Source organism: Rhizobium esperanzae (genome assembly GCF_002204185.1).
Taxonomy (GTDB): domain Bacteria; phylum Pseudomonadota; class Alphaproteobacteria; order Rhizobiales; family Rhizobiaceae; genus Rhizobium; species Rhizobium esperanzae.
Map to the genome: position 1 here is coordinate 104,593 of NZ_MXPU01000011.1, position 18,328 is coordinate 122,920.

Consider the following 18,328-nt stretch of genomic DNA (forward strand, 5'->3'; position numbering starts at 1 on the left):
TCCCTTTGGATCGGAATTGAAAGCCGCGCGCTACCGGCCCGCGGAATTGCCCCGCCGCGTCGTTCGGCGCTCGCGCGGCAATCCCTGGATCGCATAGCGGTTACAGACGGGGGTGACAGGTTTCGGTTGCTTCTTCGGTTTACCGAAATGGTATTCGAGCGCCCGCAAGAGCATGGCCGGCGAGGTGACGCCGTCCTGGAACAGCTTGATCAGCAGTATGGCTGCGGCGTTGCAGGTCTGTTCGTCGCCGGCCGGGATTCTTGCTTTGTAGCCGGCGGCATCGAGCACGCCCTGAAGCATGTCGAGATCGGATGATGTCAGATAGGGCTTATCGGAAGTGGAAGACATCGAAGTCCTCCTTTCGTCGGGGCGGGGTTATAAACCCTCAGTCGGCAGCGCCCCTGCGATGGCTGCCGAAGCTCAGACAATGCGCCTTTCGCCGGGGCAACGCAACGGGATTTTTGCGGCTGGCGGACGGGCGAGGGCTGCCCTCACCCGGCGGCCGCAAGCAGGGAGATGCCGATCCCAGAGCTGCGGCCTGACGGCCGTTATATCTCGCCTTTGTTGAAGTAGGCTTCGAGGCGATAGCCGTCCGGATCGATGACGAAGGCGGCGTAATAGAAGCGGCCGTAATCCGGCCGGATGCCCGGTTCGCCGTTATCCGTGCCGCCGGATTCAATCGCGGCCGCAAAAAACGCGTCGACCGCGGCCTCGTTCGGGGCGACGAAGCAGAAATGCAGCCCGGACCGCATATCGGCGACAACGGGATGCGCAACCTGCATCACCCAGAGGCCGACCTGTTCGGAACCGTAGCCGATCATGCCGTCGGAATTCGACAGGCGCTCATATCCGAGCGGCGCCAGCGCCGCGTCGTAGAAGCGGCGGGCTCTTTCGAGATCTTTGACACCGATGGAGATATGATCGAACATGGACCGAAAGCTCCCTGACTTCTCTTAGTCTCCGAAGGACTGCTCATCCCCAAGATGACTAAGATGCCAACATCTTTCAACCGCCGTCCTAAGTCAACGAAAGGGCGTCATTCAAGGCTGGCGATCCGGTCCAGCGTCTTGTCGCAGAATTCGGCGCGCCGAAATTGCCGCCGTTCAGCGCAAGTCCTGCGACGCTGTCACGTGATTTGGGGAAGGGCGGAGCAGGGTTCGGTTCCTAGCGCCATGGTTGAACCGGGGTCTCACGAGGGATCTGCGCGGCGTCCGACAGTCTGAGCCATTCCTTCCGGTATCCTATGTTGAGAAGATTGACGGACAGGATGTCTCTCCTGCCCTGCGAGCGGCTCGCGCCGATCACGGCCTGGTCCGTATGCGCCGGAACGTTCGCATGGTAGACGGTCCACAAACGGGCGGGTTCGATCCGGCGATCGCATCCGATGTCCATGGAGTAGCGGCCGGCCGCCCCACCCTTGCTTTTGCCGCCAGTAAAGGCGTTCTGTCGTCCTTCGTCTTCATGGCTGTTCACGATGTCAACCTTCCATTATTCGGCCATGGCCAAGCGTAGTCTCGATCAGTGTTGCGCCGCTGCCGGGCGATGGTTTTACGGGCTTCAGGCTGTCTTCCGTCGTCACCCGCTCGTCACGCTCGTCGTCGCAGCGGATGCGGTATTGCAGCAGATTGCCTCTCGGAGGCAGCGTGGCGGTAATGCGGTATGTATGGGGGAGCTTGGAGGGACGGTCTGCCCCACCTTGAAGATGTGTGTTGCTGCCTCGCGTCGGATCGAGAGTCCACTGCGCTGCGGGATGCCCGTTGCGGTCATAGTTGCTGGTGGTCCGTTTCGAGTGCCGTTTCGAGATCTGACGGTAGGATGGCCATCATCTGCTGCGTCGAACTCTGCGCGCCGATCGCCGGTAAATGGATGAAGGCGCCGACCCGCATCCAGGCGAGCCTGGAAACGCCTTCGATCAATTCCTCATCGTAATCGATGCGGTATTCTCCGGCTGGCTGTGCCTTATCGAAACCCGGCAGGCGGAATGGAGATGAAAAACGGACGACGGTTTGTGTGGTGCGACTTGTCATAGCTGGCCTCCCCAGGAATACACCGATGCGTTTCCTGTAGCGTTGAGATCCGAACCGGACGAACGCGATGCTGCCGGTACATCCGCGGTCAGCGCCAGGTTCATCCGGATCGGAACAAGCGAATGCACGCCGGAACGACGTCACATATTCGCTATCGAGAATTCGGTGGTGTATGGCGGGTCGTAGGTCTCCGACACCGCGGTCGGCCAAATCGACGAGGCCTATCGTTACACCTAGATTGAGTGTAAATCAAGATAAATACGGATTTGTTTATGAAAAACACTGAAGTAATTCTTTGATAGGCCGAATAAAAATGTATCGTGATGGCGCATAGTTTCTATTTTTACAAAATATCAGGTTGGATCGATTTCAGATTTTTTTCGAAAAATTTCCTGCCGTGAACAATATTTCTTGGCACTCCTATCATTCGAGTGCCACGAGTGCTATTTATGGATTGCAGCCGCCATACGCGCCGGCAGCAGAAAGACCTCAATGAAATTCCGTTCACTTCACGACCGCGTCGTCATTCGGCGTGCAGAAGGCGATGTCACATCCAAGGGCGGGATCATCATTCCAGACGCCGCCAAGGAAAAGCCGCAGGAAGGCGAAGTGGTTGCAGTCGGCCCTGGCCTGCGTGACCAAAGCGGCAATCTATCCCCGCTCGATGTCAAGGTGGGTGATCTGATCCTGTTTGGAAAATGGTCGGGGACGGAGGTCACGATCGATGGCCAGACCCTCCTGATCATGAAGGAGGCCGACATCATGGGCATCGTGGAAAAGGCCGAGGCGGCCGCCGACAAGGCCGCCTGACGGTCGGATTTCCGACCCTCCATCTCAAGACCGAACTGGATAGAAATCATGTCTGCCAAGGAAATCAAATTCTCCACCGATGCGCGCGATCATTTGCTGCGTGGCGTCGAATTACTCAACAATACGGTCAAGGTGACGCTTGGTCCGAAGGGCCGCAACGTCGTCATCGACAAGGCCTATGGCGCGCCGCGCATTACCAAGGACGGCGTCACCGTCGCCAAGGAGATCGAGCTCGCCGACAAGTTCGAGAACATGGGCGCGCAAATGGTGCGCGAGGTGGCTTCGAAGACCAATGATCTTGCCGGCGACGGCACGACGACGGCGACGGTGCTCGCCGCCTCCATTTTTCGTGAGGGCGCAAAGCTCGTCGCGGCCGGCATAAATCCTATGGATCTCAGGCGCGGCATCGATCTCGGTGTTACCGCTATCGTCAAGGAGATTCAGGCGCGGGCGAGGAAGGTCAAATCATCAGGTGAGATCGCGCAGGTCGGCACCATTGCCGCCAATGGCGACGCCGCCGTCGGCGAGATGATCGCCAAGGCGATGGACAAGGTCGGCAATGAGGGTGTCATCACCGTCGAAGAGGCGCGGACCGCCGAGACCGAACTCGACGTCGTCGAGGGCATGCAATTCGACCGTGGGTATCTCTCGCCGTATTTCGTCACCAATGCCGAGAAGATGCGCGTGGAACTCGAGGATCCTTACATCCTCTTGCACGAGAAGAAGCTCGGAAGTCTGCAGGCGCTGCTGCCCATTCTGGAGGCCGTTGTGCAGACCGGCAGGCCGCTTCTGCTCATCTCGGAGGATGTCGAAGGCGAGGCGCTGGCGACGCTTGTCGTCAACAAGCTGCGCGGCGGCCTGAAGGTCGCGGCCGTCAAGGCGCCAGGCTTCGGCGACCGCCGAAAGGCCATGCTCCAAGACATTGCCGTGCTCACATCAGGTCAGATGATCTCCGAGGATCTCGGCATCAAGCTCGAGAACGTCACGCTCGATATGCTCGGCCGCGCCAAGCGCGTGCTGATCGATAAGGACAGCACCACGATCATCGACGGCTCCGGCGAGAAAGCGGCTATTCAGGCGCGCATCCAGCAGATCAAGGCGCAGATCGAGGAGACCACTTCCGACTACGACAAGGAAAAGCTGCAGGAGCGCCTGGCGAAACTCGCCGGCGGCGTCGCGGTCATCCGTGTCGGCGGCGCCACCGAAACGGAGGTCAAGGAAAAGAAGGATCGCATCGAAGACGCGCTGAACGCCACCCGTGCGGCGGTCGAAGAGGGCATCGTGCCCGGCGGCGGCGTGGCGCTGTTGCGCGCGAAGTCGACGCTGACGGGAATGGTTGGGGAGAACGCCGACGTGACGGCCGGCATCTCGATCGTGCTCAGGGCGCTAGAAGCCCCGATCCGGCAGATCGCCGAGAATGCCGGGTTCGAGGGCTCGATCATCGTTGGAAGACTCGCCGGCAGCAATGATCACAATCAGGGCTTCGACGCACAGACCGAGACCTATGTCGATATGGTCGAAGCCGGCATCGTCGATCCTGCCAAGGTCGTGCGCACTGCTCTGCAGGACGCCGGTTCGATCGCGGCGCTGTTGATCACTGCCGAGGTGATGATCGCCGACATTCCAGCAAGAAATTCTGCCCCTGCAGTCGGAAATAGCGGCATGGGCGATATGGGATACTGAAAGCAGCCTGAACCGATCCGGCGTCGCCGGATGGCAAACCCGAAGTAAACAAGGAGAATTCCAATGTCCGTGCAGAGCAGCAGCAAGACATCAATCAGCCAGCGTTTCGACAGTTACCAGCCATCCAAGACGCTTCTCGTCTGGGCCTGCGTCGTCACGGCAATCGCCACGATCGTCATCGGGTTCAGCTGGGGAGGTTGGGTAACAGGTGGCACATCGAGCAAAGCGGCAGCAGCCGCCGGTGACATTGCACGCGGAGAACTGGCGTCCGCCATTTGCGTCGAGCGGTTTAATGCGGCGCCGGATGCCAGCGCTAAACTGATCGAGTTCAAGGCGATGACCGAAGGCTACAAGCAGCGTCAGTTCATTGAAGCCGGCGGTTGGGCGACCATGCCCGGGCAGACGTCTGCCGACAGCCGAAGTGTTCAAGGCTGCACCACGGCGCTTGCCGTCGGGACCTGACCAATGATTCGTTTCGTGAAGAAGAGCGACCCGCAGCCGCCGGCAGAAGAAGCTGGCGGCGACGGCTTCAAGGAAATTCACGCGGCGGCCGACGGCAAAGCAACCAACGACCGCCCGCGTCGCCGGAAAGCGGCGCCGGAAGATGACCGCCGGCTGATCTGAGGTCGCCTTTGCGAGCAAGGATCTCTGGCGCGCGCATTGCTACTGCAGCTGCGGCTTTTTCAGAAAGCTGTTGCGGTCGGCGGATTTGATCCGCAGCCAGGCTTCCCGGCCGTTGCGCAGAATTCGCATCGGAATCTCGGCGCCGGCCGGGCCGCTGCTCCAGAGCTTGCGGTAGAAATCAGCCAAGCCATCGACCTCTTCGTCGCGGATTTCCGAAATGATATCGCCCTGACGCAGGCCGGCCTCGGCGGCCGGGCCGCCTTCAGCGACGCTCATCACCACCACGCCGCCACTGCTCTCGGCGGAGAATGCGCCGAGCCAGGGCCGCGGCGGCTTGTTGACCTGGCCGCGGTTCAGGAGATCGTCGAGGATCGGCGGCAAAAGATCGATCGGAACGACCATATTGATATCGGCGACCTCGCCGTCCTGGCTCATTTGCAGACGAAGCGAACCGATGCCGAGAAGCTTGCCGTCCGCGCCGATCAGGGCCGCGCCGCCCCATGCGGGATGAGCCGGCGCGGTAAAAATCGCCTCGTCCAGCAGATATTCCCAATAACCGGCGAATTCCTGCCGGGCAACGATATTTGCCCGGACATATTCGCCGTCGCCGTCGGCAAGCACGACTGGATCACCGGGCTTGGCCGCAGCCGCATCGCCGAAATCCACCGCCGGAGCGTTCAGAACGCCGAGCGCCTGCAGCAGCCCGAAACCGCTCTCCTGATCATAGGCAAGCGGATGGGCGGGAACCACCCGGCCGTCAAGGGTCGTCAGCCAGACTTCCTCGGCCTCGGTGATGAGATAACCGATGGTCAGCACCAGCCCATTGTCGCGAATGACCACGCCGCTGCCCTCGCGGACGGTACCCAGCGTCTCCGCCGTGAAGGCATCTTCCGGAATGGTGGAACGGACGGCCACGACTGACCGCAAGATCGGATCGATATTCATGCTTTCATCCTGATGAGTGCCGCCGCGCAACGCCGAAAGCCGGCACTTCTCCTTCCATAGGTAAGGAGATGAAGGGGCGGCGGCAAGGTTGGAGCGGCGGGAATTTCCGCAACCGCATCTGCTGGCGTGAAGGAATACCGGAATATGCGGGGGTGGTGGGGCGCTGCGCAACAATATACAGTCAATCCAGGAATCAGACGTGCACGGATCACGACATGAAGGACTGGCATCCCGATCTCAGCCGCAGCAGCAGCCCGCGTTACATGGCGATCGCCGATCTGATCGAAATGGATCTGCGCAGCGGTCACCTGGCGGCAGGTGACCGGCTGCCGCCGCAGCGCGAACTCGCCAAACGGCTGAACGTCGATTTCACCACTGTGGCGAGGGGTTATGTCGAGGCGCAGAAGCGCGGCCTGGTGGATTCCCATGTTGGCCGAGGCACCTTCGTCACCGGCGCTGCGGTCAGGCAGCGCCAGGATTTGAGCGCCGATGCCGCGCCCGATCCCCGCCGTGGGTCGGTTGTCGACTTCTCGATGAACCTGCCGCCGGAACCGGACGATCCGGAATTGATCGCCCGCATGCGTGAGGGCATGTCGGCGGTGGCGGCGAGCCTGATCCCGCTTCTGCGTTATCAAGGCTTCGGCGGCGCCGGCATGGACAAGGAGGCCGCCGCCGCCTGGCTCGGCCGCCGCGGTCTCACCCCTTCGCAGGAGCGGATCTTCGTCACGCCGGGCGCCCATCCGGCCCTGCTGGCGATCTTCGGCCTGCTGGCAAAGCCCGGCGACACCGTGCTTTCGGAAATCGTCACCTATCCCGGCATGCGCTCGATCGCCGCCCAGTTGCGGCTTAATCTTGCCGGCCTGCCGATGGATGGGGACGGAATCCGGCCGGATGCTTTGGCCAGTGCCTGCGAGCGGTTGAAGCCGAAGGCGCTCTACCTTAATCCGACGCTGCAGAACCCGACGACGCTGACGATTTCGTCTGGTCGCCGCGAGGAAATCGCAGCCGTCGCTCGCAAATATCATCTGCCGATCGTCGAGGACGATGCCTACGGCTTCATCCCGCAGGAAGGGCCCGCGCCGCTTGCGGCAACGGCGCCCGATCTGACTTGGCATATTGGCGGCCTGGCGAAATGCCTCGGCGCCGGCCTGCGCCTTGCTTATGTGGTGGCTCCCGACACCCGGGCAGTGTGGCCCTTCGTCAGCGCCATGCGCGCCAACACCGTCATGGCCTCTCCGTTGAATATGGCGCTCGCCACCCGCTGGATCGAGGACGGCACGGCCGATGCGATCCTGCGCTTCATCCGCGCCGAGGCCGGCGCCCGCCAGCAGATGGTCGCCGCCATCCTGCCCGCCGGCAGCTACCGCGCCGATCCGATCAGCTTCAATATCTGGCTGCCGCTGAGCAACGGCTGGACCCGTTCCACCTTCGGCAGCCATATGCATGCCTCCGGCATCGGCGTGGTGGCAAGCGATGCCTTCACGGTCGAGGGCGCCGCACCCGAGGCAGTCCGGGTCTGCCTCGGCGGCCCGATCGCACGGGCGAAGTTGCAGGGCGCATTGGAGTTCATGGCCCATGCGCTCGAGGGTCCGCCGGAAATGGCGAGTTCGTTCTTCTGATCCGCCGCCGTCGCGGCTGGGCCTGCCAGGCGGGACCGTCCTCGAATGGATTTGCGACATCTGCGACCGGTCCTTGACCAGCGGACCTCTGCGGCAATCTGACAGATTGATTGGCGCCTCCCATGCAATGTATCTATATTGCATGCATACATTGTGCGGCATTGAATGAGCCGCAAGATAGGACGACATCGTCATGGACACCGAATATCCCCCGCTTCCTCCGATGCATACCGGCATCAGGGGACGCTGCCCGCGCTGCGGCCAAGGCCATATGTTCAAAGGCTTCCTGACGCTGCAGCCGCAATGCGAGGCCTGCGGCCTCGATTATTCCTTCGCTGACCCGGCTGACGGCCCGGCCTTCTTCGTCATCTGCTTCGCCTGCATCCCGAGCGTGTTGCTCGGCGTCTGGCTGGAGGTGGCATTCTCGGCGCCGATTTGGGTGCAGCTTCTCGTCACCGGCCCCTTCATGCTCGCGACCTGCATTCCGCCGCTCAGGCCGCTGAAAGGATGGCTGGTCGCCAGCCAGTATTTCTACAAGGCGGAAGAGGGCAGGCTTGCCTGACGCTATTTCAGCGTTGCGCGCAGGCGCGGGGTTGCGAAATCGATGAGGGCGCGCAGTTTCAGCGGCACCAGCCCCTGCGAGGGATAGACGAGATGCACCGGCGCCGGTTGCGGTTCGAAATCAGCAAGCAGCGGCGCCAGCAGGCCTGCCTTCTCGGCGCGGGCGGCCTGATAGGAGAGCACGCGGGTGATGCCGAGGCCAGCGACGGCGGCATCTACGGCCGCCTCGGCGGTGTTGACGGCAAGCCGTGAGCGGATCGGCACGACGAGGTCGCGTTTGCCCTCGACGAATGTCCAGCTTCGCGTCGAGGCCATGCCCTCGAAGGTGATGCAGTCATGTTCGGAAAGATCGCTGGGGTGACGGATTGCGCTTTGGGCGATATAATCCGGGCTTGCATAGACCGTGCGGCGGATGGCGCCGAGCCTTGTGGCGATCAGGTTGCTGTCGGCCAGATTGCCGATCCTGAGCGCCAGGTCGATATGATCCTCGACGAGGTTTGCCAGCCGGTCGCCGAGCATCAGCCGCAGATTGATATCGGGATAGGCCTTCAGGAAGTCCACCACGACGGGCAGGACATGTAGCCTCCCGAAGACGATCGGCGCCGTCATCGTCAGCTCGCCCTTCGGCGCGCTGTATTCGCCGGCCGCCGCCCGTTCCGCCTCTTCCACGCGGTCGAGAATCTCCCGCGCCGCTTCGACATAGGAGCGGCCGGCCTCTGTCAGCGCGATCTTCCGGTTGCTGCGTTGCAAAAGCCGGGCGCCGAGATGTGCTTCGAGTTCCGAAACCTTGCGGCTGATGGTGGCAAGCGGCGAGTGCAGATGCCGTGAGGCGGCCGACAGGCTGCCTTGTTCGACGACGGTGAGAAGCACGGTCATGGCTTCGAGGCGGTCCATCTTATCCTTCCATAAACTGGAACTCTGTCTTTCAGATTAGCATTCTACTGCGTCTCAGTGGAAGGCTGTAGATTCACTCCGATGGTTCCAAGCAGCCATCGCCAATCGCCTTCGTTCGCAGAGGAGCCATCATGAAACTCTACCATCACCCGCTGTCCGGCCATTCACATCGCGCCCATCTTTTCCTGTCGCTGCTTGGTGTGCCCTATGAACTGGTCGAGGTCGACTTGGCGGCGGGCGCCCACAAGGCGCCGGATTTCCTCAAGCTCAATCCCTTCGGCCAGGTGCCGGTTCTCGACGATGACGGCACGGTCATTGCCGATTCCTCCGCCATCCTCGTCTATCTCTCGCGCAAATACGGCCGCACCGATTGGCTGCCGGAGGACGCGGTTGCGGCGGCGCGGATACAGAAATGGCTGTCGGTCGCCGCGGGCGAGATCGCCTATGGGCCGTGTGCGGCCCGCCTGATCACCGTCTTCGGCGCCGATTTCCGCACGGAGGAGGTGATCGCCCGGGCACACCGCATCCTTGCACTGGTCGAGGCGGAGCTCGGCGCCCGCAGCTTCCTGCTCGGCGACAGGCCGACGATCGCCGATATCGCGCTCTACAGCTACATCGCCAATGCGCCGGAGGGCAATGTCGATACCTCGGCCTATCCGAGTGTCCGCGTATGGCTTGCGCGTGTCGAGGCGCTGCCGGGTTTCGTCGGCTTTCGCAAGACGAAGATCGGCCTTGCCGCATGATGAGCCGCCGGGGCGGAGCACCGTCCCGGCCTCCCGATGATCATAAGGAGGCCATGATGCTGAACGAGACAGGACAGGATACCGCATCGCCTTGGCATGAGGGCGAACTTGCCATGCAGCGCAGTATCGGCGTCGTCGAACGCATGGACGGGCCGGGACGCAATTTCATCCGCAAGGCCATGCCCGAACAGCACCGCGCCTTCTTCCCGATGCTGCCTTTCGTCGTGCTCGGCGCGGTCGACGCCAAGGGCGATGTCTGGGCGACGATGCGGGCGGGACGGCCGGGATTCATGTCCTCGCCGGTGCCGGAGGCTCTCGACGTCGATCTGCGGCGCGATCCGGACGATCCTGCCGATGCCGGCATGGAAGATGGAGACGCGATTGCGCTGCTCGGCATCCAGCTCGAGACCCGCAGGCGCAATCGGCTGAACGGCGTCATCCGCAGGACGGATGCCGAGGCTTTCCGCCTGCGGGTCGGCCAGAGCTTCGGCAACTGCCCGCAATATATCCAGCCGCGCGCGGCCGCCTTTGTCCGCGATCCCGATAAACCGACCGCGATGCGGCCGGTTCACTCCGTCATCCTCGACGACCAGGCGAGGCGCGTGGCCGAGGGCGCCGATACGTTTTTCGTTGCCTCCTATGTCGATCGTGATAATGGCGAGCGGCAGGTCGATGTCTCTCATCGCGGCGGCAATGCCGGCTTCGTGCGGCTCGGCGCCGATGGCGTGCTGACCATCCCCGATTTTCCCGGCAACCGGTTCTTCAACACGCTCGGCAATCTTCTCGTCAATCCGAAGGCCGGGCTGGTCTTCGTCGATTTCGAAACCGGCGACATGCTGCAGATGACCGGAAGAGCTGAAATATTGCTGTCTTCGCCTGAGATCGCCAGCTTTGAAAGGGCCGAAAGACTCTGGCGTTTTACCCCTGAAAACACAGTGTTTCGCCCTGATGCCCTGCCGTTGCGCTGGAGCCGCAATCTCGACCGCTGAGAAAACGCCTCATCAGACCGCTTGCAAACTAATATACCGATCGGTACAGTGGAGACGGATCAGTACAGGAGAAGACCATGTCCAGCCTCGTCCCGCCGTTCACTCTCGAGACTGCCACCCGGAAGGTTCGGCTTGCCGAGGACGGCTGGAACAGCCGTGACCCTGAGCGCGTCTCGCTCGTCTATACGCCGGACAGCCGCTGGCGCAACCGCGCCGAATTCATCACCGGCCGCAGCGAGATCGTCGCTTTCCTCACCCGCAAATGGGCCAAGGAACTGGATTACCGGCTGATCAAGGAGATCTGGGCCTTTACCGATAATCGCATCGCCGTGCGCTTTGCCTATGAATGGCACGATGACAGCGGCAACTGGTTCCGCTCCTACGGCAATGAGAATTGGGAATTCGACGCCACCGGCTTGATGCAGCGTCGCTTCGCCTGCATCAACGATCTGCCGATCCGGGAAACGGAACGCAAATACCACTGGCCGCTCGGCCGGCGGCCGGATGACCATCCCGGCCTGACCGAGCTCGGCCTCTAGAATAGGATGAACTTGGACCGGTGAAGACCGTCTACGAACGCGCCGACATCGTACCGCTGCTCGCGGAAACCTTCCGCGAACTCGGCTATGAGGGCGCCACGCTCAGCCGCATCACCGAACGCACCGGCATCGGCAAGGGCAGCCTTTATCACTTCTTCCCCGGCGGCAAGGAGGAGATGGCCGGCGCCGTGCTCGCCGATATCGATGCCTGGTTCGAACAGGCGATCTATCGGCCGCTGAGAAATGACGACGCCCGTCAGGCGATTGCGGCGATGTGGGTCAATGTCAATGACTACTTCCGTGCCGGCGGCCGCATCTGCCTTGTCGGCGCCTTCGCGCTCGACGACACCCGCGCGCGGTTTTCGTCGGAGATCGCCGATTATTTCATCCGCTGGATCGAGGCGTTGAGTTCGGCGCTGATGCGGGCTGGCTGTGCTGAGACGGAGGCGCAGACGCTCGCTGAGGAAGGCGTCTGCGGCATTCAAGGCGCGTTGGTACTGTCGCGCGCACTCAGAGATGGAAAGGTCTTCACCCGGTCGCTCGAAGCGCTGGGGAACCGGCTTGAGGCTGCAACACGATGAGGTCAGGCCTTACATCCGCGCCGCCTTGCCTGTATCTATCAGCGCTGCTGTTGAGGCTGCCGGTGCCGGGCGGGTATTCTCGCGCTCAAGGCGAATCTGGCGCCACTCATTTTCCATCTGGTCGACGACATGCTGGGGAATGGTGGTCTGCGTGTTGGCGGGCGTCTGCATCGGAAGTCTCCTCTTGTGGTGGTAAGGCTTCAGGGCGTGAAAAATGCATTGCACAAGACAAAAGGCGTGTAAATCAGGGGCTTAGACACTTCAAACGATTAAGTTTATTTTAATCGATTAAGACCGTTTTAACCACAAGGCTTACGGGAAGCGCGGAATGGTTGTTCACATGAACCGGTTATTCTTTTTTGACGCTGTACGGCGCGAGCTCTTCAGGGGAGAGCTGACTCATCCCCAGGTAGTGGGGATGACGGCGATTCTCGACGCCTGGGAAAAGCGGTCTGCGCCGACCGACCGCCGATGGCTGGCCTATATCCTCGCAACCGCCTATCATGAGACCGCCTATACGATGCAGCCGGTGCGCGAGACACTGGCTGAGAGCGATGCGCGCGCGGTCGAGATCCTGGAGGCAGCCTTTGCCGCAGGCCGGCTCTCCTGGGTGAAGACGCCCTACTGGCGGCCGGACGAGGATGGCCGCTGCTGGCTTGGGCGCGGACTGGTACAGCTCACACATAAGCGGAATTACGATGCAATGAGCGCGCTGACGGGCATCGATCTGGTTGCCGATCCGGATCGGGCGATGGAGATGGAGGCGGCGGTGACGATCCTGATCGAAGGCATGCTGCAGGGCAGCTTTACCGGCCACAAACTCGCCGATCACCTGAATGCGATGACCGAGGACTGGGTCAATGCGCGGCGCATCGTCAACGGCACCGACCGGGCCGAGAAGCTTGCGGGTTACGCCAAGGCCTTCCATGCGGCACTGCGTCCGGATGCCGCGCAGGGCAGGCCGCGCGGTTGAAGGCCCACGGCGCGCGTGTTATCGCGCGGGCCAACCCTCTGGAATCTGACAGGAGCTTCCGCGTGATCCGCCATATCGTCTTCTTCACCGTGCAGGAGGAACATCTGGAGGAGGTGAGGGCGGGACTTTCGATCCTGACCGCCATTCCATACGCGCGCCTGCTGGAAATCGGCTCCAATGTGAAGACCGATCAGCTGGGCACCGAGATCGATCTCGTGGTCTATGGCGAATTCGACGATGAGGCGGCTCTCGCTGCTTATAAGGCGCACCCCGATTACCAGCGTTCGATCGAGCGCGTGCGCCCGCTTCGGGAAAAGCGCATCGCCGCCGATTACGACAGCCGCACGGCCGTGACGCGGCCGCTCTGACGCCGGCCTTCCTCCGGTAGCCGCGCTTGGGGCAATGGTGGAAAATCGCCATTTTTTCGGAGAGACGAGCGATTTTTCGGATTTAGGTCGTTGCGACACGGGCCGACCTTCTGAGACACCGGAATCACTTTTCGAGAAACCCGCCGCAAGGGACTCAAAAGACTCGCCGATCACGACGGATCATGGCTCGTCGGAACAGCTGCAGCGGCCTGAAGATGCTGATCGAGAGATATTCGGAACCGCTGACGTCCAGGCCCGAGCCTCACGAAACGACCGGGCTCGGCTCCGGTGCCCCGGCGTCCCGCACCAGCGCCATCAGCATCAGCACGAGAGTGAGCGCCAATGCTGAGAGAACAGCGCAGGCGAGCAGCGCCGGACCGGTGCCGGCGCGATCTAGAATGGCGGTGAAGACGACGGGAGCGATGGCATTGGCGAGGTTCTGCGGCAGTGACAGCCGGGCCGAATGCAGGCCGAATTCGCTCGGCGAGAACAGCGCCAGCGGTAGCAGGGCCCGGGCGACGGCCATCACGCCCGAGCCGAAGCCGTAGAGCAGGATGAAGGTGACGAGGACCGGCGTCGATGGGCCGGCTGTCAGCATGATCAGAAAGCTGATTAGCGTCAGGCTGATGCCCATGACGGCGCTGAGGATGGGGTTGCCGCGGCGGCCGACCAGCATGTCGAGGAAACGGGCCGAGATGCCGAGGACGCCGCGCGCCGAGCCGAGCTGGAGCGCGAGCGCCGGTGAAGCCCCGGACTGGCGGAAGATTTCGAGCAGCGATGGGGCGATGCCGAAGGTGACGAAGGTCGAGATCGTTGTCACCGCGGCAATCAGCAGGAAAGCCTTGCGCCGAGCCGGCTTCGACAATGGCACCGGCGGAATCTCCGCCGCGCTGCTCTCGGCATGCGTCACGATCGGCTTCGGCAGAGCGAAAAGATGCAGCGGCAGGCAGACGAAGAATTGCAGCGCCGCGCAGAAAACAAAGGTGAGCCGCCAGCCGACCGCCTCGTTGAGCAGGCTGAGGATCGGCCAGAAGATGGTGCTCGATAGCCCGGTGAACAGCATGAGGATGGCGATGACGCGTTTGCCGTTTATCCCTTCGCGTTCGACGACGGCGGTATAGGCCGGTGCCGAGAGACCCAATGCGCCGCCGATGCCGATGACGAGCCAGGCGGCGGCGTAGAGCAGAATGCCGTTTGCCACCGCCAGCAGAGAGAGGCCGAGCGCCAAGATCAGCGAGGCGGCCGAAAGCACCCGGGCGGCGCCATAGCGGCCGAGCCAACGGCCGGTCGTCGGGCCGGCAATGGCGCTGACCACCATCATGATCGTCAGGCCGGCAAAGATAACCTCGTTCGCCACGCCGAGAGCCGGTGCCACGGCGCGGCCCATGACGCCGAGCATGTCGAACGTCGTGCCCCAGCCGATCAGCTGGGTAGCGGCAAGCACGGTGACCGTCTGCGCCGAACGGAAGCGGAAGGAATTTGGCATTGGGACTGAAAGGGCTCTGAAATGCGAGGCCAGCAAGGGATAGCAGTTTCAACCAGCCGGCGAAAGCCGCGATCGGCAATTCCGCTATGCCTGACGCCTGCGTTTTTTCTCGAACGGATGAAAAGATGAGCGAACGACATGAGAGAGCGGTACAATTTGAGGACGACCCCCTGCGCCCTGATGTGTGCCGCTGTCGGCCGGCCTGGCGTAATTGCTGTTCGGCGCGAATCAGAACGACGCGGCCGGTTCGGAAACGATGACCGCGGTGGGATCACCCCGGATTTGCATGCTTGCCGGAGGAGCTGGCCAGCATCCGGATTCCAGCGACGGGGCGCCTTGTTTCCAGGCGCCAGGCGGACCGCCGGCACTTGTGACAGCCGCCGATTCCAAGGGCTGAAATCGATTGCCCCAAACAGTCGAGAACGGTTCTAAATGCCCTGTATTACAGCGCATTCATTTGCCATTCAGGTGGCTTGAGTACATATTCGCAGCAAGTTGAATTACCTTGAAAGCGTAAGACATGGCCTTTCCTCTGAGCGTCGCAGTAGTGGCCGCCGGACTGGTGGCATCGGCGCCCTCACCGGATGGCGCAGGCACCCTCGTCCTGCGCGTGGCTGGCGATTGCAGCGCCGCCGCAGCCCAGGTCGTCGAACAGACGGGCGGCCAGCTCCTGTCCGTGCAACCGGTGGGCGATAGCTGCATCATTACCGTTCTCGTGTCGGGCAATGGCCAGCGTCCACGCAAGGTAACAGTAAAGGTTCCGATGTAAGCGGAATCGGTCTATTCAAACACGATCGATTTAAAGCGGACGAAGGCGGACCGATGCGCATCCTGGTAATCGAAGATGACGTCAACCTGAACCGGCAGCTGACCGACACGCTGAAGGAGGCGGGTTATGTCGTCGACCAGGCGTTCGACGGCGAAGAAGGCCATTTCCTCGGCGATACCGAGCCCTATGACGCCATCATCCTCGATATCGGCCTGCCGGAGATGGACGGTGTCACCGTGTTGGAAAAATGGCGCGGCGCCGGCCGCGCTATGCCGGTTTTGATCCTGACGGCGCGCGACCGCTGGAGCGACAAGGTTGCCGGCATCGACGCCGGAGCCGACGATTACGTCACCAAGCCTTTTCATGTCGAGGAAGTGCTGGCGCGCATCCGGGCGCTGATCCGGCGCGCCGCCGGGCATGCATCTTCGGAGATCGTCTGCGGGCCTGTCCGGCTCGATACCAAATCCTCGAAGGCGACGGTCAACGGCACGGCGCTGAAGCTGACCTCGCACGAATATCGGCTGCTTTCCTACCTCATGCATCACATGGGCGAGGTCGTCTCGCGCACCGAACTGGTCGAGCACATGTACGATCAGGATTTCGACCGCGACTCCAACACGATCGAGGTCTTCGTCGGCCGCCTGCGCAAGAAGATGGGCGTCGACCTGATCGAAACGGTGCGCGGTCTCGGCTACCGCATCCAAGCGCCGAAACATGCGAATTAAGTCGCTCACCGCACGCGTGTTGCTGCTGACCACGGTCTGGTCGACGGTGGCGCTGGTGGTGATCGGCTTGCTGATCTCCACGCTCTACCGCAAGAGCGCCGAACGTGGTTTCCAGGATCTGCTGCGGGCCCAGCTCTATAATGTCATCAATTCCGTGACGATCGGCGATCAGGGGGCATTGAGCGGGAGTCCGCAGCTCGGCGATCTGCGCTTTGCTCAGCCGAAGACCGGCTGGTATTGGGTGGTGGAGCCGCTCGGCACCTATACGACTGCGCCGCTGGTCTCCCCCTCGCTCGGCTCGGCGCTCATTCCGGTACCCTCCGTCGTCGAGGCGCCTTTCGACAAGAATTACGAGCGTTATTATCAGGTGACGGACGCCTCCGGGAACCGCGTGCAGGTGGCTGAAACCGAAGTGGTGCTCGACACCGACGGGCGTGCGGCGCGCTTCCGCGTCACCGGCAATGTCGATGTCGTCGAGGACGATGTCCGCACCTTTTCCCACAGCCTCTATCTGGCGCTCGCCGGTTTCGGCGTCGGCAGCCTGATCGTCAATGCGCTGGCGATCCTCTATGGCCTGAAGCCGCTCGACAAGGCGCGCGCCGCCCTGGAGCGCATCCGCGCCGGCGAGAGCGAGCAACTGAAGGGCGACTTCCCGCGCGAAATCCTGCCGCTCGCCAACGAGGTGAACGCGCTGATCGACAGCAACCGCCGCATCGTCGAGCGGGCGCGCATGCAGGTCGGCAACCTGGCGCATTCGCTGAAAACGCCGATCGCCGTTCTGCTCAACGAGGCGCGGGTGCTGGAAAAATCCCATGGCGAACTGGTGCGCAGCCAGGCGGAATCGATGCAAGGGCAGGTGCAATCCTATCTCAACCGGGCCCGCATCGCCGCCCAGCGCGAATCCGTGCTGGCCCGCACCGATGCCGAACCGGCGCTGGAGCGGCTGGTGCGCGTCATGCGCCGGCTGAACGTTGATACCGAATTCGATCTTATCGTCTCGCCGCCGCATCTTGCCGTCGCCATGGAACAGCAGGATCTCGAGGAAACCGTCGGCAATCTCCTGGAAAATGCGGCGCGCTTCGCTAAGAGCAGGGTGCGGCTTTCGGCCATCGAGGCTGGCGAGGACGTGAAAGGGGCGGAGGCGAGCGCCCGCCGGCGCTGGGTGGAGCTTGCCGTCGAGGATGACGGGCCCGGCCTTGAGCCCGACCAGATCCGCGAGGCGCTGAAGCGTGGCCGCAGGCTCGATGAAAGCAAGCCGGGAACCGGGCTCGGCCTTTCGATCGTCACCGAGATTTCCAACGAATATCAGGGAAGGCTTGAGCTCTCCCGCGGCGAATGGGGCGGCCTGAAGGCGAAGCTTATCCTGCCAGGCGTCACAAAGGATGTTGCATGACCAACTGCTTGATGTCACAAGGATAGTGGCAAACGTATAGCATGCTTTGCCATAATGCTGACACGGGGACGCTGCACTTCGATCGGCTTGAATTTGACCTCTGATCGCGGTTCGACGCAATGATTCTACGCTCGCAAGGCATGATGGTTTCCATCCTTCTTATCGCCGTCGCGCTCACCGGCTGCACGACGACGAAGGGTGCCGCTTCGCGCGGCATTTTTTCGAGCAAACCCTCCGCGTCGGCGGCGTTCATCACCGCGCTCCAGGGCGGCATCGTCGGCCGCAGCGGCGTGAGCTTGAGCGACAGCAACAAGCAGCGGGCCCTTGAGGCGGAATATCGGGCGCTGGAAGGAGCGGCGGTCGGCCAGCCGGTAGTCTGGAGCGGCAAGGACGTCACAGGCAAGGTCGTGGCGGCCGCGCCCTATCAGGTCGGATCGCAGAATTGCCGGCAATATACCCATACGCTGACCGTCGATGGCAAGGAAACCGTGGCGCGGGGTGCAGCCTGCCGCAACGAAGACGGCAGTTGGTCGCCGCTCGGCTGAGAAATCCGGCTCTAGATTGCGGCGAATAGCCTCAAATCTTCGTCATTCCGGCTT

General features: G+C 62.2%; 23 protein-coding genes and 2 pseudogenes. 16 read left to right on the plus strand and 9 right to left on the minus strand.

Features of this window, described 5'->3' with window-relative positions; all coding sequences use genetic code 11:
- Positions 1 to 30: 30 nt before the first annotated feature.
- The 5 genes and pseudogenes from B5E41_RS17610 to B5E41_RS17630 all read right to left on the minus strand — a co-directional run bounded on the left by B5E41_RS17610 (position 31) and on the right by B5E41_RS17630 (position 2,027).
- Entirely contained in the window at positions 31 to 348 is a 318-nt protein-coding gene (locus B5E41_RS17610) for a hypothetical protein (RefSeq protein ID WP_088395417.1), read from the minus strand.
- A 200-nt stretch (positions 349 to 548) separates the two neighbouring features.
- Positions 549 to 929 (minus strand): VOC family protein, encoded by a 381-nt coding sequence (locus B5E41_RS17615; protein WP_088395418.1) that lies wholly within the window; start codon positions 927 to 929, stop codon positions 549 to 551.
- A 235-nt stretch (positions 930 to 1,164) separates the two neighbouring features.
- Complete coding sequence (locus tag B5E41_RS17620) at positions 1,165 to 1,473, minus strand: hypothetical protein (protein WP_088395419.1); 309 nt, start codon at positions 1,471 to 1,473, stop codon at positions 1,165 to 1,167.
- A 4-nt stretch (positions 1,474 to 1,477) separates the two neighbouring features.
- A pseudogene (locus B5E41_RS32680) lies at positions 1,478 to 1,767 on the minus strand (hypothetical protein).
- On the minus strand, positions 1,764 to 2,027 hold the full coding sequence (locus B5E41_RS17630; protein WP_088395420.1) for a hypothetical protein: 264 nt from the start codon (positions 2,025 to 2,027) through the stop codon (positions 1,764 to 1,766). The pseudogene B5E41_RS32680 and the gene B5E41_RS17630 overlap by 4 nt, the downstream one beginning before the upstream one ends.
- Before the next feature lie 492 nt (positions 2,028 to 2,519).
- Between B5E41_RS17630 and B5E41_RS17635 the strand changes: the two genes are divergently transcribed.
- From B5E41_RS17635 to B5E41_RS31760, 4 genes are all read left to right on the plus strand, one after another.
- Positions 2,520 to 2,837, plus strand: coding sequence for a co-chaperone GroES (locus tag B5E41_RS17635; RefSeq protein ID WP_088395421.1), 318 nt, complete (start codon positions 2,520 to 2,522; stop codon positions 2,835 to 2,837).
- Positions 2,838 to 2,885: 48 nt separating this feature from the next.
- Positions 2,886 to 4,520 (plus strand): chaperonin GroEL, encoded by a 1,635-nt coding sequence (gene groL / locus B5E41_RS17640; protein ID WP_088395422.1) that lies wholly within the window; start codon positions 2,886 to 2,888, stop codon positions 4,518 to 4,520.
- A gap of 63 nt (positions 4,521 to 4,583) precedes the next feature.
- Positions 4,584 to 4,982: a hypothetical protein gene (locus B5E41_RS17645; RefSeq protein WP_088395423.1), complete on the plus strand. Its 399-nt coding sequence runs from the start codon at positions 4,584 to 4,586 to the stop codon at positions 4,980 to 4,982.
- A 3-nt stretch (positions 4,983 to 4,985) separates the two neighbouring features.
- On the plus strand, positions 4,986 to 5,144 hold the full coding sequence (locus B5E41_RS31760) for a hypothetical protein (RefSeq protein WP_176439427.1): 159 nt from the start codon (positions 4,986 to 4,988) through the stop codon (positions 5,142 to 5,144).
- A 39-nt stretch (positions 5,145 to 5,183) separates the two neighbouring features.
- Here B5E41_RS31760 and B5E41_RS17650 read toward each other — a convergent pair whose 3' ends face one another.
- A complete protein-coding gene (locus B5E41_RS17650) occupies positions 5,184 to 6,089 on the minus strand; it encodes a S1C family serine protease (protein ID WP_088395511.1) in 906 nt (301 codons plus the stop codon).
- A 215-nt stretch (positions 6,090 to 6,304) separates the two neighbouring features.
- Here B5E41_RS17650 and B5E41_RS17655 point away from each other — a divergent pair, with 215 nt between their 5' ends.
- Complete coding sequence (locus tag B5E41_RS17655; RefSeq protein ID WP_088395424.1) at positions 6,305 to 7,708, plus strand: aminotransferase-like domain-containing protein; 1,404 nt, start codon at positions 6,305 to 6,307, stop codon at positions 7,706 to 7,708.
- Positions 7,709 to 7,901: 193 nt separating this feature from the next.
- On the plus strand, positions 7,902 to 8,270 hold the full coding sequence (locus B5E41_RS17660) for a DUF983 domain-containing protein (RefSeq protein WP_088395425.1): 369 nt from the start codon (positions 7,902 to 7,904) through the stop codon (positions 8,268 to 8,270).
- A gap of 2 nt (positions 8,271 to 8,272) precedes the next feature.
- On the opposite strand, the gene B5E41_RS17665 is transcribed toward B5E41_RS17660, so the two are convergent.
- The gene (locus B5E41_RS17665; protein WP_088395426.1) at positions 8,273 to 9,163 is read right to left on the minus strand and encodes a LysR family transcriptional regulator; all 891 of its coding nucleotides are present in this window, start codon (positions 9,161 to 9,163) and stop codon (positions 8,273 to 8,275) included.
- A gap of 131 nt (positions 9,164 to 9,294) precedes the next feature.
- Between B5E41_RS17665 and B5E41_RS17670 the strand changes: the two genes are divergently transcribed.
- The 4 genes from B5E41_RS17670 to B5E41_RS17685 all read left to right on the plus strand — a co-directional run bounded on the left by B5E41_RS17670 (position 9,295) and on the right by B5E41_RS17685 (position 12,015).
- Positions 9,295 to 9,906, plus strand: coding sequence for a glutathione S-transferase family protein (locus tag B5E41_RS17670; protein WP_088395427.1), 612 nt, complete (start codon positions 9,295 to 9,297; stop codon positions 9,904 to 9,906).
- Between the two features lie 56 nt (positions 9,907 to 9,962).
- Positions 9,963 to 10,895, plus strand: a complete 933-nt coding sequence (locus tag B5E41_RS17675) for a pyridoxamine 5'-phosphate oxidase family protein (protein ID WP_088395512.1) — start codon at positions 9,963 to 9,965, stop codon at positions 10,893 to 10,895.
- Between the two features lie 77 nt (positions 10,896 to 10,972).
- The gene (locus tag B5E41_RS17680; protein ID WP_088395428.1) at positions 10,973 to 11,434 is read left to right on the plus strand and encodes a nuclear transport factor 2 family protein; all 462 of its coding nucleotides are present in this window, start codon (positions 10,973 to 10,975) and stop codon (positions 11,432 to 11,434) included.
- A 20-nt stretch (positions 11,435 to 11,454) separates the two neighbouring features.
- On the plus strand, positions 11,455 to 12,015 hold the full coding sequence (locus B5E41_RS17685) for a TetR/AcrR family transcriptional regulator (protein ID WP_088395429.1): 561 nt from the start codon (positions 11,455 to 11,457) through the stop codon (positions 12,013 to 12,015).
- A 9-nt stretch (positions 12,016 to 12,024) separates the two neighbouring features.
- On the opposite strand, the gene B5E41_RS31765 is transcribed toward B5E41_RS17685, so the two are convergent.
- The gene (locus B5E41_RS31765; RefSeq protein WP_164517771.1) at positions 12,025 to 12,186 is read right to left on the minus strand and encodes a hypothetical protein; all 162 of its coding nucleotides are present in this window, start codon (positions 12,184 to 12,186) and stop codon (positions 12,025 to 12,027) included.
- Between the two features lie 157 nt (positions 12,187 to 12,343).
- Between B5E41_RS31765 and B5E41_RS17690 the strand changes: the two are divergent.
- Positions 12,344 to 13,017, plus strand: a pseudogene (locus tag B5E41_RS17690) (hypothetical protein); the annotation flags it as partial.
- Between the two features lie 33 nt (positions 13,018 to 13,050).
- Positions 13,051 to 13,356: a Dabb family protein gene (locus B5E41_RS17695; protein WP_064801342.1), complete on the plus strand. Its 306-nt coding sequence runs from the start codon at positions 13,051 to 13,053 to the stop codon at positions 13,354 to 13,356.
- Between the two features lie 262 nt (positions 13,357 to 13,618).
- Here B5E41_RS17695 and B5E41_RS17700 read toward each other — a convergent pair whose 3' ends face one another.
- The gene (locus tag B5E41_RS17700; protein ID WP_088395430.1) at positions 13,619 to 14,842 is read right to left on the minus strand and encodes an MFS transporter; all 1,224 of its coding nucleotides are present in this window, start codon (positions 14,840 to 14,842) and stop codon (positions 13,619 to 13,621) included.
- Between the two features lie 520 nt (positions 14,843 to 15,362).
- Between B5E41_RS17700 and B5E41_RS17705 the strand changes: the two genes are divergently transcribed.
- From B5E41_RS17705 to B5E41_RS17720, 4 genes are all read left to right on the plus strand, one after another.
- The gene (locus B5E41_RS17705) at positions 15,363 to 15,611 is read left to right on the plus strand and encodes a hypothetical protein (protein ID WP_085777498.1); all 249 of its coding nucleotides are present in this window, start codon (positions 15,363 to 15,365) and stop codon (positions 15,609 to 15,611) included.
- Between the two features lie 53 nt (positions 15,612 to 15,664).
- Positions 15,665 to 16,336: a response regulator transcription factor gene (locus tag B5E41_RS17710; protein ID WP_088395431.1), complete on the plus strand. Its 672-nt coding sequence runs from the start codon at positions 15,665 to 15,667 to the stop codon at positions 16,334 to 16,336.
- Complete coding sequence (locus B5E41_RS17715; protein ID WP_088395432.1) at positions 16,326 to 17,729, plus strand: sensor histidine kinase; 1,404 nt, start codon at positions 16,326 to 16,328, stop codon at positions 17,727 to 17,729. The genes B5E41_RS17710 and B5E41_RS17715 overlap by 11 nt, the downstream gene beginning before the upstream one ends.
- Positions 17,730 to 17,848: 119 nt before the next feature.
- Entirely contained in the window at positions 17,849 to 18,274 is a 426-nt protein-coding gene (locus tag B5E41_RS17720; RefSeq protein WP_064801350.1) for a hypothetical protein, read from the plus strand.
- Positions 18,275 to 18,328 lie beyond the last annotated feature (54 nt).

Excerpts from the sequence above, each read along its gene's own strand:
- B5E41_RS17615 (WP_088395418.1), bottom strand. The coding sequence starts at position 929 with ATGTTCGATCATATCTCCATCGGTGTCAAAGATCTCGAAAGAGCCCGC.
- B5E41_RS17645 (WP_088395423.1), top strand. The coding sequence starts at position 4,584 with ATGTCCGTGCAGAGCAGCAGCAAGACATCAATCAGCCAGCGTTTCGAC.
- B5E41_RS17700 (WP_088395430.1), bottom strand. The coding sequence starts at position 14,842 with ATGCCAAATTCCTTCCGCTTCCGTTCGGCGCAGACGGTCACCGTGCTT.
- B5E41_RS31765 (WP_164517771.1), bottom strand. The coding sequence starts at position 12,186 with ATGCAGACGCCCGCCAACACGCAGACCACCATTCCCCAGCATGTCGTC.
- B5E41_RS17705 (WP_085777498.1), top strand. The coding sequence starts at position 15,363 with ATGGCCTTTCCTCTGAGCGTCGCAGTAGTGGCCGCCGGACTGGTGGCA.
- B5E41_RS17635 (WP_088395421.1), top strand. The coding sequence starts at position 2,520 with ATGAAATTCCGTTCACTTCACGACCGCGTCGTCATTCGGCGTGCAGAA.
- B5E41_RS17660 (WP_088395425.1), top strand. The coding sequence starts at position 7,902 with ATGGACACCGAATATCCCCCGCTTCCTCCGATGCATACCGGCATCAGG.
- B5E41_RS17680 (WP_088395428.1), top strand. The coding sequence starts at position 10,973 with ATGTCCAGCCTCGTCCCGCCGTTCACTCTCGAGACTGCCACCCGGAAG.
- B5E41_RS17710 (WP_088395431.1), top strand. The coding sequence starts at position 15,665 with ATGCGCATCCTGGTAATCGAAGATGACGTCAACCTGAACCGGCAGCTG.
- B5E41_RS17610 (WP_088395417.1), bottom strand. The coding sequence starts at position 348 with ATGTCTTCCACTTCCGATAAGCCCTATCTGACATCATCCGATCTCGAC.
- B5E41_RS17675 (WP_088395512.1), top strand. The coding sequence starts at position 9,963 with ATGCTGAACGAGACAGGACAGGATACCGCATCGCCTTGGCATGAGGGC.
- B5E41_RS17665 (WP_088395426.1), bottom strand. The coding sequence starts at position 9,163 with ATGGACCGCCTCGAAGCCATGACCGTGCTTCTCACCGTCGTCGAACAA.
- B5E41_RS17720 (WP_064801350.1), top strand. The coding sequence starts at position 17,849 with ATGATTCTACGCTCGCAAGGCATGATGGTTTCCATCCTTCTTATCGCC.
- B5E41_RS17655 (WP_088395424.1), top strand. The coding sequence starts at position 6,305 with ATGAAGGACTGGCATCCCGATCTCAGCCGCAGCAGCAGCCCGCGTTAC.
- B5E41_RS17650 (WP_088395511.1), bottom strand. The coding sequence starts at position 6,089 with ATGAATATCGATCCGATCTTGCGGTCAGTCGTGGCCGTCCGTTCCACC.
- B5E41_RS17670 (WP_088395427.1), top strand. The coding sequence starts at position 9,295 with ATGAAACTCTACCATCACCCGCTGTCCGGCCATTCACATCGCGCCCAT.
- B5E41_RS17630 (WP_088395420.1), bottom strand. The coding sequence starts at position 2,027 with ATGACAAGTCGCACCACACAAACCGTCGTCCGTTTTTCATCTCCATTC.
- groL (WP_088395422.1), top strand. The coding sequence starts at position 2,886 with ATGTCTGCCAAGGAAATCAAATTCTCCACCGATGCGCGCGATCATTTG.
- B5E41_RS31760 (WP_176439427.1), top strand. The coding sequence starts at position 4,986 with ATGATTCGTTTCGTGAAGAAGAGCGACCCGCAGCCGCCGGCAGAAGAA.
- B5E41_RS17715 (WP_088395432.1), top strand. The coding sequence starts at position 16,326 with ATGCGAATTAAGTCGCTCACCGCACGCGTGTTGCTGCTGACCACGGTC.